The sequence below is a fragment of the Aeoliella fuhlenseeensis genome (genome assembly GCF_052161615.1).
Lineage (GTDB): Bacteria > Planctomycetota > Planctomycetia > Pirellulales > Lacipirellulaceae > Aeoliella.
In genome coordinates this window covers 1366640-1380691 of sequence record NZ_CP197417.1, presented here as the reverse complement: position 1 = coordinate 1380691, position 14052 = coordinate 1366640, and the positions used below count along the sequence as shown (strand labels likewise).

The following is a 14052-nucleotide window of genomic DNA, read 5'->3' as shown; positions in this document are numbered from 1 at the left end:
CGCGCTTAGACAACTTGCACGAACTGCTAAGGGGTCTCATTGATTACCTCTTCACCGTTGACGGTCGCAAGTGCTTGATAGGTCGCTAGATCGATATCGTTCGAGATGGTGTGGACGCTGCTATCGACGTACGCGAACTGGGTGACGTTGCCCCCGTGGAAGCTCCCGAACGGGCGGTGATTGAACGCGACGCCCGAGGACTGGATGGTATCGAACACACTGTTTGGCGGATTCGTCACCACGCGGATGCCGTAGGGTGCCTGGACAAAGCCAGCATAGATCCAAGGGCGAACCGACCCAGGTGCCGGACTGCAGTTGCCACCGATCTGACAAGGGCGATCGACGAATTCGCCAATCAACAGCGAGTTACTCTGACCGTCCGTAATCTGCGAGCCCTTACGGGGGCGTCCGACGGGGCCCAACGTTGAGGTTCCAGGAAGCGTGCCTTGCACCATCAAAAACGCACCGTTCGTCGGTAGGTCGCCGTAGCCTGACTTGACGAGTTGTTTTGGATCGTTGACGTTCACCGCGCTGGTAATGGCACCAGCCACGCCCGCGTAGAGCGTTAGCGCCCCATCCTTATAGGGCTCGACCGGTGCATTTCCCGACATCACGATTGGGTCATTCCAACTCGGACAAACGTAGGCATCGATCACTTTGCTGGCCATAGGATCGACGGGGTTGAAGGGGTCTTTGCCGTAGTCAAATACGATCCTGTCGTAAACTTCCTGCTGCTCCATGTACGGAAGCATTTCCGAAAACAAACCACGCTTGCTGTAGTTGGCCCCAACGGCGGCCGGCTTGCCTTCGAAACCCATTGGAAGTTTGTCGTCGTGCGTCGACATGTAGTTTTGGCAGGCGAGTGCCATTTGCTTCAGGTTGTTTGTGCACTGGCTGCGGCGTGCCGACTCGCGAGCAGCCTGTACCGCCGGCAGTAACAGACTTACGAGGATGCCAATGATTGCAATGACAACCAGTAGCTCGACGAGAGTGAATCCGCGTGAACGCAGGTGACTCTGGCTGCTCGACATGTCCAAGTCCTTCTGGCGGTTAAGAATAATTGAAGCACCATCCCCGGCGGCTCCGCTGCCCGAGGAGCCGCCGGTGATGGCAAAGAAGCCGCGCGGAGCGACTTCATCGCATGAACGCTCGCCGCGACAACCGGCGATAAGATACTAAAGCGGTTCCTGCCAGCGCGAATATGGTCCAGGTGCTTGGCTCGGGAATGGTTGTCTCGCCGAGCGGGCCGACACCGGCGGAGCCTGGGCTTCCGAAGTTCTGTTTCCAAAATTCGTAGTCCGCGGCATTGATCGTCGGGTCGGCGTTGCCCGGATCGCGGGAACCGGCGGGCAAAACGGCCGCCGCATCGCCACCCAAGTTGTCACGCCATACGGTGTAATCGGCTAGGTTGACCAATCCATCGTCGTTGTAATCGCCCGGTAACCCTTCGATCGCTACTCCACCAAGCCCTTCCAGCGTAGTGGATAAACGCGGTGCATCGAAGAATGCGTTGCCGTTCCAGTTTTGGGAAGAGTAGTTCAATCGATCGATGATCGTATCCGTGGGGAACGCGAACGATTGGAACGATCCCGATGCCGCTGCAGAGCTGGTGAGAGTCGCTTCGGATAAGAAGTTTTGAGGGTTGAGCCACCACGAGATAGTGTCCTCCGCCCCGTTCGAGCTGATATCGATCTTCATGACAACAGCGTAGGTCGTGCCGAAAGTGGAGGTCGTGCTGCCATCGATGAGGACGGTATCGGCTGCCTCTTGCGCGGCGGTCGTGCGCGAGCGAATCACGAGACTACCGAAGTTGTCGGGCTGTGCGGGATCTTGTGCAAAACCGACGAAGGCTCCCTCCAGAAACCCCGTGGTCGCACCTCGCTGAGGAGCAACATTGTTCCCAAATCCCGTGAGGACGTAACCGCTCCCGCCGGCTGGATCGATATTGCCGCGGTTCACAAGGTGGCTGATCCAGTAGGTATTGCTGGGGGAGACACCGGATAAACCGCGGGCGTTCGATCTCACGATACTATCGAGTGGTGCGGACGTGTAATTCACTTTACCGCTGGTCGCTTGTGCTTCGCCCAAGGGCGCGTACGTCAGGCCCAAGCTGGTCGTACCGAACTGCCCGGTCCCCGACCCTTGGTTATACGGCCCAACAGCGAAACCCAAATTGGTTAAGTCGGGCGATTGATTCTTGAGTTGGTTGGTTGGGGCTACGTCGGTGTACTCTCCGGAAGTAGGAGTAGCGCCGATGACGTAGGAATCGGATGCTTGAAGGCTTGCATCCGATCGCGCCGTCGGTAGCGCGGCGAGGGCTACGACCGAGGCCGCGATGCGTAGGAAGGAATTCATCGATGGATCTCTTTTTGCTTGGGCAAGTAACCGCGGATGGATGACCCCCGCGCAACATGGCAAGGTCTCAATTCGTAGCTAAAACAGCCGTCGTGCGGCTCGTGGTTGCGAGCCGCACGGCGGCAGATAAAAGGCGAAAAATCAGTTCAAGCGGAAGCGCCGGCCTGCAACAAGGCCCAATCCCGCCAGCACCACTAGCGCGATCGACGACGGCTCTGGCACTGTTCCGCCTAACCCATCGAGCGTACTAGACAGGCGAACGCCGTCGAAGAACACGTTGCCATTCCAGTTCTGGGCGGAGTAGTTCAGGCGGTCCAGAACTCGGTCGGCCGGATAGGCGAAGTTCAAGAACGACCCAGAGCTGAGGGATGAACTGGTGAGTGTGGCTTCGTTGGAGAAGTTCGTTGGATTAAGCCACCAGGAGATCCGGTCCTGGCCGCCTATTACGTCGACTTCTGCCTTCATCACTACGGCATAGGTCGTCCCGAAGGTCGATGCCGCAGCACCATCGATCAGAACTTCGTCTTCCGCTGTCTGGGCGGCGCTTTTGCGCGAGCGAATGATCAAGTTGCCAAAGTTGTTAGGGTTGGTTGGGTCCTGGTCGAACCCGACGAAGGCTCCTTCGAGGAATCCCGTTGTCGCTCCGGACTGTGGCGCGATAGCGTTACCAAAACCGGTGAGGGCATACCCAGTCCCTCCGCCTTGAGGGATGTTACCCCGATTCACAAGGTGACTAATCCAGTAGGTGCTGCTAGGCGTGACGCCGCTGAGATTTCGGGCGTTTGTTCGAATGGCTCCGTCGAGACCCGCCGCGTTGTAATTCACCTTGCCCGAAGAGCTACTGTCTTCGCCAAGGGGCGCGTAGTTGAGTCCCGATGCGGTAGCTGAGAATTGTGAGGTTCCCGTCCCCGAAGCGTAGGGTCCGGCAACGAAGCCAAGGTTCGTGAGTGCGGCCGGCTGGCTTCGGATCGCTGTGTTGGCGACATACTGGCCGGCAGTGGGGTCAGCCCCAATGACGTAGGAATCCGTCCCTAGCAAGCTTGCCTGTGCCGAAGCCGTCATGGCACATGCCACGACCATTGAGGCGAGAAGTTGGAAACTCTGTTGGCATTTCATTAGGCGACCCTCCAAAGGTGATAAGAGAACACGCTTCCACCTGTTCCCAGCCGTAGGGCGGGGTGTCTGGCATACGATGACGAATGCGAGCTCGCGGCGTTGCAGCACGTTAAACAGCTAGCGCGCTAGAACGCCCCGCAGAAACAAGGCAAAAAAAGCAGGTAAACGTCACACTACCTGGGCTAGCTTAAGCCGTCAAACTTATGTGCGTTATTATTTCCATCGAATGCGACAAGCTGCTCTCAGTCAAGTTGTGCACGTCTACGATACGATAGGGGCGTCAGCTGAAACGCCTTGCGAAAAGCGGAGCCCAGTTGTGTGGAGCCCGCATATCCACTGGCTTCTGCGACCTCGTCCATCGAGAGTTCTGTTTCCGTCAGCAGCTGACGCGCTCGTTCCAGACGGAGCCGCCTTAGTTCCTCGGCGGGCAATCTTCCCAGGTACCGCTTGAATTGCCGTTCCAACTGACGCCTTGCAACGGGGACTTCTTGGAGCACGTCGAGCACCGTGATTCCACGGTAAGCGTTAAGCCGCATGAACCGGAGTGCCCGGACGACCAGCGGGTCGTCAATGGCCATGACGTCGGTCGACTGGCGGCTCAGCACTCGGTCGGGCTCCACGCGCAGGCAGCCGGACGGAGAGCTACCTCTGGCGAGGTGGCCGGCCAATCGGGCGGCGGCCTCGTAACCGATTCGGCGACTGGCGACTTCGATACTTGAGAGTGGAGGCATGCAGATTTCGCAGGTGAGCTCGTCGGAATCACCTGCGAGAACGGCGATCTCGTCCGGCACGGTAAGCCCGGCTTGCCCACACACCTCGGCCAAATCTTTTCCTCGAAGAGCATCGGCGGCTAATACCGCCACCGGCTGAGGAAGTTGCCGAAGCCAGCGGGTGACGCGTCGGCGGTGCTCGTCGGGGCTGATTTCGCGGCCGATGCGGTACCCGGGACGATAGCGGTGACATACTAGGCCCAGTTGCTCGACAGCAGCCGCAAACGCCTCACCGCGAAGATTGGAGTAGTCGCGACTAGGTGGCGCGTAGTAAGCGAAGTTGACGAAGCCCTTACTACGAAAATGCTCCATCGCCATATCGGCCCACGTGTCGAAATCGGTCACCACCGAATCGATGCCTTCAGCCCCCAAGAACAGATCGCCAACGTCCACAATCGGCACCTTAAGAGACTGCAGACGCTGCAAATGCAACGGCGTCGAGATGCGAGCGATGAGGCCGTCTACCCGCCAAGTTGCTGGTACCGCCCAGTTAATGAAACTATGATGAGTTTCTACGAGCAGGTTCCACGGTCCGAACTTTTCGGCGTAGCTTGCGACACCTCGTAGTACGTTGCGTCCCCAACTGGCATCGGTTTCAACCAACACGCCCACGTTGTGAATCGGCACGGGTCACCTCCTCAGCATACCATCCACCGCGAGCCGAGCGGCTAGCGATAACTGTCTCTCGAACACACCTAACTCGGCGAACCAACGGCCCCCGCGGCAAGTGCGTGACCCATGAATGATGCATCGAAGGCCAACTCCGCACAAGTTACGTCACCTCCATTGCAATATGCAATTGGCCTACTTTCTTCGGTGACGGGGGATGCCGTCGAGGCGGCGATCATTGAGACGGATGGACGAGATGAGATCCGCTCGATTGGGGGTGTTCGCTTGCCCTGCCCCGAAACGTTGCACTGGGGTCTTCTGGAAGCAACGCAGAACGACATGCCCTCAACCGAGATCTTCCGGCTCGAGCAGGAACTGACTCGCCATTATGTGTTGGCAGTAGAACAGTTGAGAGCGTGCTGGGGCGACGAAGTGGCAAAGGCGACCGTAATCGGCTTGGACGGCCACACTTTGAGGAGGTTGCCGCAGGAGGGCATATCCTTCCAAATCGGCAACCCTTGGCTGCTGGCCGAACTAACAGGTTTGCCCGTAGTCACCGACTTTCGCCGCTATGACATGGCGATTGGTGGTCAGGGCGCGCCGCTCGAAGCGATGTACCATTGGGCGTTGATGGCCCGCGAACCCCGGCCAGCTTTGATGCTGAATCTGGGACCCGTTACTAGCCTGACTTGGCTTAGTCGTGATAACAACATCATCGCCGGTGATGTGGGCCCCGGATTCGAATTGCTCGACGAATGGGTTCAGGAAGTTGCCGAGGCTCCCCACGATTACGATGGACGCGTTTCGAAAGCGGGGACAGTGGATCAGGCGAGCGTGAAGTACGCTTTGGAAAGTCCCTTCTTTTCCCGCCCCCTGCCCCGCACACCAACTCGGTCCGACTTCGAAACCATTGACGTATCGGGTCTGAGCCCTACGGATGGGGCGGCTACCATTTGCGCAATCATTGCCGAATCGGTTTTGTCCGCCATCGAGCAACTACCCGAGCGTCCGACGCTCGCCTGGGTGACAGGCGCCGGCAGCCGACACCCGCTGATCATTGAGCGTCTGAGCACGGCGTTTGATGAGGTGCGTAACGTGAGCCAGCGCAACCTCAATCCGGATACCTTGCACGCAGAAAGCTTCGGTTGGCTCGCCGTTCGCTACCAGCGCGGCTTACCCGTGTCGACGCCCGAAACGACTGGTTGCCGGGTTGCCGCCTGCGCTGGCATGTGCACATCACGGGGGCCCTGGTCTTGAATACCGTCGCGCGTGCGCCCTTAACGACGAAGCAAATAAGGAGGTACGCACTTCTCTTTTGCGTCTGGGGTGCTCTTGCCGGTCCATTAGGGGCCGACGAACTGCCGCCGGAGCCGATGCGTGGTGTCTGGCTCGCAGGCGTTGGTGGTGATTCGGTGTTCTCTACGGCAGTCATTCGCGAAACCGTGGATCGGTGTAAACGCTTGGGCATCAACACCATCTTCGTCGTAACCTGGAACAAAGGCGTTACCTTGTACCCCAGTGAGATCATGAGGCGCGAAACGGGCGTCGCCATCGATCCCCGGCTAGAAGGTCGCGATCCACTTCGCGAGTTGATCGAGGTGGCTCACGAAGCGGGGATCCAAGTACATGCTTGGTTCGAGTTTGGCTTCAGTTGCAGCTACCAGCAGCCAGACGGCGGACCGCTGATTCGGCGGCATCCCGACTGGGCGGCACTGGATGTGGACGGCAGGTTGGTCCAACGCAATGGCTTTCAGTGGATGAACGCGTTTGATCCCAACGTCCAAGAATTCATGCTCGCCATCATCACGGAAGTCGTAAAAAACTACGATGTCGATGGAGTTCAAGGCGACGACCGCTTGCCGGCCCTCCCCCATACCGCAGGATACGATCCGTACACGGTCGCACTCTATCGCTCCGAACATTCTGGGGCATCGCCGCCGCGAGATCCAAGCGATGCCAACTGGGTGCAGTGGCGGGCCGACAAATTGAGCATGTTCGTCAAGCGGATGTACCAAGACATTAAGGCCCTTGATCCAGAATTGTGCATCTCGTGGGCGCCCAGCGTCTGGCCCTGGAGTCGCGACAATTACCTTCAGGATTGGCCACGGTGGGCACGAGAGGGCTGGGGCGACTTGTTTTGTCCGCAGATTTATCGGCGAGACCTGGCAGAATATCGTATGGAACTGGAGAAGGTGAAGCTGCAGATTCCTGTCGAACTCCACTCCAAAGTGGCACCCGGCGTACTGATCGGATTAGCCAATCGCTACCAGCCACCCAGCGAACAAGTTCGCAGGATGGTGGAGATCAACCGCGAACTGGGATTTGCGGGCGAAGTGTTCTTTTACCACCACGGACTGAAGCCGCACGGCGAGGTCATCAGGTCTCTCTACGTTGACGAACCCGCAGTATCATCGCCGTGATCGTCGGCACCGAGGCGGTGCATGCGGCGATTGAACAAATGTACGAACCAGTAGCCAAGCGCTGCCGCCACGGTCAGGAAGGCCGCTGCCTCGATCCATCGGCCAACAAATCCCACGGAGGCCGCTAGCACACCACTCGAGACTGCGACTGCTCCCACTACTGCGATCAGCAAGCCATCGACCAGAAGTCCCGGGCGTGGGATTTGGCCAGCAGCGGCTTCTGCCAGGCATTGTTTCCTCACGGGTGCCCAATACCCCATGGGGCGAGCACGAAGGTAAAACTCTGTGAGCGTTTCCATCGGTTCAGGTTTCGTTAACAAGGTGACCAATACCCATGCCATACAGGTTATGGCCATCCCTATAGCTGCTTGCATCATGTCCATGCCTTGAGCGGCCGACTCGCTCGCGCCGCGAGCGGCCGTCCAACCGGGGACGTACTCAAGCAGTCCGGGAATACGCCAGCTTCCAATCGTTAGCCCACCGAGCATCACATAGATAATCGGGCCTCCAACCATGGCCGTAAGCCAGCTCCAGAAATTCACTCGCCACCACCACCACTGCCCCCAGTAGACGGTTGCCGTGGCCCCGTACATTCCAGCAAGCACAATAGCGATACCGATGAGCGAATCCGCCTGGTAGGTTACGGCGATTCCGAGTCCAAGAATGACCAGCATGAGCAGTCTTCCCACCCAGACCGAGCCCTTCGATCCGGGAGCGATCATCTTTGCGTCAGGAATCAGTTGCCGGACGACGTCGTTTACTAACGTTTGCGAGCCGTAGCTAAGGTGGCTGGAAATGGTAGACATGACGCTCGCCAGGAGCGCGGCGAGCGCGACGCCATAGAGACCGGATGGCAGGTACTCGTCCAGCAACAGCGAGTAGGCTTTTTCCCGCTCAGCTGGTTCAGCCAAGTACAAGTCAGGGTGCTTTACTAGCAGCCCCATCGCAGGCAGAGTCAGTAGCGCTAGCATGACAAACAGTCCGATCACCGCCCACACGTTCATCAGCGCTGCGTCGCGGTCGCTCTTGCACGAGAAGAGCCTCTGACCTTCAAGGTCAACGGAGCCACCTCGACCTACCGTCGGTACGATCAACCAGGCCAAAACCACCAGAGGCCCAAGGACGCGATGGTCGGGCACCGGCCAAGTCGACAGGATGTCGGCTGCGTTGTCGGGGTGTGCAGCTTGAATAGCGGTGGCCAGCGAACTGGGACCGCCGTGCTCCCACAGAACGGCTACGCATAGGATAACGCTGGCTAGGACAATCACTGCCGTTTGCATGATGTCGGTGACCACGACGCCAGCAAAACCCCCGATCCACACGTAGATCAGCAGCACTGGCAGCACAATACTCAAGGTAGTTGCCTTGTCGGTAATCCCAAATGCCGGCCCGAATATCTTATGGACCCCTAGCAGGCCCGCCCCGATCCAGGGGGCCATGTTTACGAATACAGCGAACAACGACGAATAGATGCGGACGATGCGTGTTCGCTGTCCACCAAAGCGAAGGGCGTAGAACTCAGGTCCAGTGCGAATGCCAAGTTGTCGCCAACGAACAGCGAATACTAGCGCGGCGATCATCCATGCAAGCGCAAATCGCGGTAGATAGAAGAATGCGATCGGCAATCCGACCACCACGGCCAACCCACAGTAGGTTGGCCCTACGTCAGCATTCAGCGCCGTTGCGGCGTACGAAATTCCATTCATCCACCCAGGCACGCGACGGCCGGCAAGAAAATAATCGTCTTCCGAATCCTGCCCCGGCGCGCCTTTTCCCCGAAACCATCGGCTTGCCGCGATGCCCAAGGCGAGACTGCCAAGTAGGTAAACCACGACAACGATCTTGTCGCTAGTGGCGGCCAAACCTAAGGGTATCGCTAAGGTCATCAAGCTGACGGTCGCATCCCGGTTACTGTCTATAGTTCCACTGGAGCGTTGGTCCGACTGGACTGGTAGATCGAATCGACGATAGTCTGCACCCGTCGCGCCTCGATCGGAGTGGCTCCGACCACATGCTTGCGGGTGCGGACGGCTTCGACAAAGTCCTGCATTTGCAGCGCCATTTGATCTGCTGCGGGTAGCGCAAGCTTGGAATCGGCATTCCGACCTGCGATGGGGTGGCAAAGCCGCACGTGGTCGCCGAACAGTTCGAATGCTAAACCGCCTCGGTCCCCCAGTACAGCAACCATCGATTGGGGCAAGGCATTGTCGGGCAGATTACATGCCCAAGCAACTTGCAGGTCCAGCGTCGCGCCACCCTCGAATGAAACTAGCGCCGTTGCATGGTCTTCCACATCAAAGGTTCCCGGAAAATGCGGCGGGCCGGCCCACATCGTCTCATACACGTAGTCTTCCATCTTCACGCCGAACTTGGAGTAGGCTTTCCCCGTAATCGATGCCGTCTGAGGCTGCCCCAGCAGGAATAGCACCAAGTCAATCAAGTGGACTCCTACATCGATCAAGGCTCCGCCTCCGGCCAGAGCCTTAGTCGTGAACCATCCCCCCAGACCCGGTATGCCCCTTCGAAGATGGAGATGGGCTTTGGCGTGGTAGATTTCTCCCAATTCTCCAGTCTCGATGCACTTGCGAGCGGCTGCTCCTACTGCGGTGAATCGATGCGAATAGCCCACTTGCAACACACGGCGAGTCTGCTCAGCGACGTCTACGAGCTCGTCGCATTCCACGGTTGTCAGGGCCATTGGCTTCTCGAGCAGCACATCTTTGCCAGCACGCATGGCGTCGAGAGCCATCGGACGATGCAAATGGTTTGGAACGCAAATCACGACAGCGTCGATCGAATCGTCGTCCCAAACCGCCTTCGCGTCGACGTCCGATAGGGCACCGTATTGGTCAGCTAGGGCAGCGGCCCGATCGCTATTCCGATCTACCACTCGGGCCACGCGCACCCCGGAGCTTGCTGCGGCCGCGGCGTGCTTTTCGCCGATCGATCCGGCGCCAATGATTGCCAATCGCATAGTCATTCCCGTTCTCTCCAACCATCCCGTAGTCACTTCTACGCGCTCTTGAGTCGCCAATCCGAGAAGTATGGTTGGCCAGCAGGCAGAACACAACAGGGGAACTACGCGGACATAGTTGACAATGTTGCTGGGATCATGTCCCGAGTTTCACCCAGCCATCACGCGATTCAGGTCGACGATAGGCGTCCAAGACTCGCATGATGGCGATCGTCTGCTCGCGAGGGATAAGTGGCTTACCAGCGTCGAAGAAGTCCAGTATCGCGGCAGCGGCATCTAAGAATAGGGTCGAATCGTCGACCTCCACAGGTTGAGCACCCCGCTCGGTTTCCAACACTGAAAAGAAAGGAATGTGGGCGTCGGCATTGAAGTGGATGGTCGCTGTGCGGCCGCCGCTGAAATCAAGCAGAAGAGTCGAACAGCTGCCTCCGCCGCTTACGGCAATCCGATCGACTTCAGGCCCCAGGCAACTTACGGCCAGCTCGACGGGATGGACTCCGTACTCCTCGAAAGACGATCCGCCTGCCCACAACGCCATGCCAGTTAGAGGAACATCGAGTGCCGCAACGACTTGCTGAACATTCGTAGTTCGCAGCGCCGAGGTTGTCTGGATGGGTGCACTCGATGCGTCCGCAAACAGGAAAATCTGCTCGGCGATCGCAGCGCTTGGGGCGAAGGTTTTATCGACGAACGTCGGCTTGCCGTACGGCAGAACCATCTCGCACAATGCTAGGTGCGTATCGGGAGTAGACGGCGCAAGTACCAAGAACGCATCACATACCGGAGCCAGCTCACCCACGGAATGGAAGTACGGAAGGCCTTTTTCCTTCGCCCAAGCAACGCCTTTCTCATACTGCAGTGCCGTTACCCCCGAAACTTTCCACCCGCGAAACGCGAGCGGACCGCGAAGGGCATCCAGATACGTATTGGCATGAAAATTGTCCAGGTGATCATCGACGAAACCGACTTGTTTTGCGTTCATTGAATTGGTCGCAGTGCGACACCCATCGTCGAAAGGCTGTTTCTTTGGCTTCCACCACAGGGTTTCCGCCTATGGGGTAATCGTATCTGCTTGACGCGCAAATCGTCAAAGCCCAGACAGAAAAGGCAAGTGCCTAGGGCATACAGCAGAAAGAGATGCCCGTCGAATACACGGCGGAACGGACACCCTCAAGACTCCTCTCGCCCGGTCAGAATCCTTGAAGGACGCGCGGCGCCCCGGACGGTCGCAAAGTGGTGCTTGTAGGCGAGCTCGCTGCGCTCCTGCTGCCAGAAATGCCCATGGGGAGCGACGACGGCAGAGTCATCGATTTCAACCAGGATCCATCGTCATTGATAATCGCTCTGAAAACACAATAGCTTGACGTCCGCTGGTAGACTTGTAACGAGAAAGGGGACCGCTTGGATGCTTCGTGCCGCTAGGACGACTTTCTCACGCTGCTTTTCGTAAAATACGTCCCGGACACGTACGCTGGCAAGCACACTGCTTTGATCTAGAGTCTATAGGTGCTTCGTTTGCCAGCATGGGGAAGCCCATGGGGACAAAGGGGTCTGAATGATTACGGTGGACTATCGCAATGCCGATGTCGAACGGCGTTTGCAATCCATTGACTGCGGATCTGCACTGGCAATATCGAAGGCCCGATGGTGCCATGCGACTCTATAGTTAGCAGACCCTAGAGGCACGCCATCGGAAGCACCTGCATACGATGGCAGTGCTTATCCCGAGGATCTCCTCTAACTTCTGATACGATGCGTCGTGGCCTGAGTTCTTGGCGTTCGTGGTTTCTGTGCGAACAATTGAAAGTGCACGGCGTCTCGCCATCATGCCGCCTAGCTCTCCCCGAATCTTCTGAGCGAGCTTGCTGTTTCTGTCGCCGCCGTCGTGTGATTGCTGGATGAGCGTGTACAGGCTCAACCCCTCGCCATAGATGCCCGTGCTGTCGAGCACTTGGTCACGTGGCGCGAACATGGCCCGCCCTTCGTGTCAGAATTGCGTCATGCTAAATGGGCGATAGGTGACCCCTTCAATTTAAGTTGGCCGGCATAACAACGGTTGAAAGCTGGAAAGCAAAGGAAAACTGCTCGCCACGAAATCTTGGTCAAGCTTCCTAGGCTCGTCCTCTGCACTGCGAACCGACTAGTATCCAGATTGAGCAATGCCCCATTAATTCCCCTCACTCTGCGCCATTGCGATACACGCTGAGCATGCTCGGATTGCATCAACACTACGCTTCACTGGGTGCCGTCCGCCACCAGCGAAATTTCTTCTTCGAGGGGCGAATAAGCGCGTGGTGGGGCGGGAAATGCAGCTAGGCCGTCTGCTACCTTGTGATGTCGCCGATCGGGAGATAACTGGGCCCACCTGATGCAAATGGATATGTATTTGGCAAACCGTTGCATTTACCCACCCATCCACAGAGTTAGGATGGATCGATAGAGGTTAGCCAAATGAAACAATTGCTGGGCTCTCATCGTCCTTGTGCCCACGAAAGTATCGATGGCGACTCCCTTGGCTAAGGCGGCCCAGCGGGGCACTCTTCTTCACTCCTGTCACTATCGATGCGGAGGCAGCGGATGGCTGCCGACGATTGATATTTTTGGCTTGCACGAGCATTCACTATCGCTACCAAGCACTAGCGGAAGCTTTCACTTTTCGTTGATGTATCACCCGGAGGCGCAAGTTCCAATGAAGCGAATTCTTACATCTATTCTCTTATCCGCGGTGGCGTGGGGCACGGCCTACACGTTCTCCGCCTCCCAGGCATTTGTAGTCGCAGACGGATCTATATGGGACGGCGTGAACAACCCCTACCCGGCCTTTGCCTCTCTCGACTTATCCACCAATACGTACACCTTCTCGGAAGAGATGTTCATTCCGGGCGGCGCAACTATTCACCTGAACGACCCGGCCAATGCGTGGGACAGTCCCGGCAACACACCATCCCCCAGCATCACTTTTGATTTCTCTGCGGCCAGTGGCGGCATCGTGTTTGGTGGAGCCTCGGGCGCCATCGACATCCACCCTGGTACCCGCCAAGTTCCCAATCCAAGTACCTTCACGCTTGTGATGGGGGCGACCAACATCCAAGGTGGAGGAAGGATTATTAACGGCGCCTTCGTGAATGGCGGCCAAACGGGCGATCCGGGCCAAGTTGTCATCACTTCGCAAGCGAATATCGACCTAAGCGTAATCGACCTCTCCAAACGGGATGCTGCGTCTGGGTCTCTAGAGATCGAAGCGCATGGCTCCATCAATATTGGTGCGATCTCAACCATCGACGTTGACACCGGGGGCGCGAGTGGTGGCCCGGTGTTGATTCGCGGGAACGATGTCACCGTGGGTGACATTAGCACCTACTCCGCTCGCACCAATAGCGATCCGACGAACGGTCCGATCTCCATTACGGGACTCGGTGCGCCAAGTTTCGACCCGAATGATCCCGGTTCCAACTCGGCCGCATCGAACATCGTCACTCTTACCGGCTTGGTGAACACCGATGGTCCGGCTCCCGATGGCACGGATGGTGGCTTGACCGTAACGGCCGTCAAGGTGGTACTCGCGAGCGGGTTCTCCACAATGCTCAACGAAACTGGCACCTCCACGTTCAATGTTGGTGAGCTAATCCCTGGGTTTGTCGAATCCGATCTCTTTATGGACATGAGTTCCGGAGGCAACCAAGCTAGCTTCAACGTAGCGCATAGCCAAATTCCCGAACCGGGAACCCTCGCCATGGTCATTCTTGCGGGGCTCGCCTATGGCGGACTTCGCTCCCGTTATGCAAGATGAGTTAGAAGGAGCGATGCT

At 57.7% G+C, this 14052-nt stretch carries 10 protein-coding genes; 3 read left to right on the top strand and 7 right to left on the bottom strand.

Annotated elements, in window-relative coordinates:
• Positions 1–26 precede the first annotated feature (26 nt).
• The 4 genes from SH292x_RS05400 to SH292x_RS05385 form a co-directional block, all read right to left on the bottom strand.
• Positions 27–1031 (bottom strand): DUF1559 family PulG-like putative transporter, encoded by a 1005-nt coding sequence (locus SH292x_RS05400; protein WP_442484563.1) that lies wholly within the window; start codon positions 1029–1031, stop codon positions 27–29.
• Between the two features lie 103 nt (positions 1032–1134).
• Entirely contained in the window at positions 1135–2355 is a 1221-nt protein-coding gene (locus SH292x_RS05395; protein WP_442484562.1) for a hypothetical protein, read from the bottom strand.
• Positions 2356–2496: 141 nt separating this feature from the next.
• On the bottom strand, positions 2497–3471 hold the full coding sequence (locus SH292x_RS05390) for a PEP-CTERM sorting domain-containing protein (protein ID WP_442484561.1): 975 nt from the start codon (positions 3469–3471) through the stop codon (positions 2497–2499).
• 242 nt (positions 3472–3713) lie between these two features.
• The gene (locus tag SH292x_RS05385) at positions 3714–4868 is read right to left on the bottom strand and encodes a substrate-binding domain-containing protein (protein WP_442484560.1); all 1155 of its coding nucleotides are present in this window, start codon (positions 4866–4868) and stop codon (positions 3714–3716) included.
• Positions 4869–4979: 111 nt separating this feature from the next.
• Here SH292x_RS05385 and SH292x_RS05380 point away from each other — a divergent pair, with 111 nt between their 5' ends.
• Positions 4980–6107 (top strand): anhydro-N-acetylmuramic acid kinase, encoded by a 1128-nt coding sequence (locus SH292x_RS05380; protein ID WP_442484559.1) that lies wholly within the window; start codon positions 4980–4982, stop codon positions 6105–6107.
• Between the two features lie 116 nt (positions 6108–6223).
• On the top strand, positions 6224–7270 hold the full coding sequence (locus tag SH292x_RS05375; RefSeq protein ID WP_442484558.1) for a glycoside hydrolase family 10 protein: 1047 nt from the start codon (positions 6224–6226) through the stop codon (positions 7268–7270).
• On the opposite strand, the gene SH292x_RS05370 is transcribed toward SH292x_RS05375, so the two are convergent.
• The 3 genes from SH292x_RS05370 to SH292x_RS05360 form a co-directional block, all read right to left on the bottom strand.
• Complete coding sequence (locus SH292x_RS05370) at positions 7237–9132, bottom strand: sodium:solute symporter family transporter (RefSeq protein ID WP_442484557.1); 1896 nt, start codon at positions 9130–9132, stop codon at positions 7237–7239. The two genes, SH292x_RS05375 and SH292x_RS05370, sit on opposite strands and share 34 nt — an antisense overlap.
• A gap of 53 nt (positions 9133–9185) precedes the next feature.
• Positions 9186–10250: a Gfo/Idh/MocA family protein gene (locus SH292x_RS05365; protein ID WP_442484556.1), complete on the bottom strand. Its 1065-nt coding sequence runs from the start codon at positions 10248–10250 to the stop codon at positions 9186–9188.
• Positions 10251–10380: 130 nt separating this feature from the next.
• The gene (locus tag SH292x_RS05360) at positions 10381–11226 is read right to left on the bottom strand and encodes a hypothetical protein (protein ID WP_442484555.1); all 846 of its coding nucleotides are present in this window, start codon (positions 11224–11226) and stop codon (positions 10381–10383) included.
• Between the two features lie 1707 nt (positions 11227–12933).
• Between SH292x_RS05360 and SH292x_RS05355 the strand changes: the two genes are divergently transcribed.
• Positions 12934–14034 (top strand): hypothetical protein, encoded by a 1101-nt coding sequence (locus SH292x_RS05355; protein ID WP_442484554.1) that lies wholly within the window; start codon positions 12934–12936, stop codon positions 14032–14034.
• Positions 14035–14052 lie beyond the last annotated feature (18 nt).

Coding starts and splice junctions, on each gene's coding strand:
- SH292x_RS05360 (WP_442484555.1), bottom strand. CDS start 11,226: ATGAACGCAAAACAAGTCGGTTTCGTCGATGATCACCTGGACAATTTT.
- SH292x_RS05390 (WP_442484561.1), bottom strand. CDS start 3,471: ATGAAATGCCAACAGAGTTTCCAACTTCTCGCCTCAATGGTCGTGGCA.
- SH292x_RS05395 (WP_442484562.1), bottom strand. CDS start 2,355: ATGAATTCCTTCCTACGCATCGCGGCCTCGGTCGTAGCCCTCGCCGCG.
- SH292x_RS05380 (WP_442484559.1), top strand. CDS start 4,980: ATGAATGATGCATCGAAGGCCAACTCCGCACAAGTTACGTCACCTCCA.
- SH292x_RS05365 (WP_442484556.1), bottom strand. CDS start 10,250: ATGACTATGCGATTGGCAATCATTGGCGCCGGATCGATCGGCGAAAAG.
- SH292x_RS05400 (WP_442484563.1), bottom strand. CDS start 1,031: ATGTCGAGCAGCCAGAGTCACCTGCGTTCACGCGGATTCACTCTCGTC.
- SH292x_RS05375 (WP_442484558.1), top strand. CDS start 6,224: ATGCGTGGTGTCTGGCTCGCAGGCGTTGGTGGTGATTCGGTGTTCTCT.
- SH292x_RS05355 (WP_442484554.1), top strand. CDS start 12,934: ATGAAGCGAATTCTTACATCTATTCTCTTATCCGCGGTGGCGTGGGGC.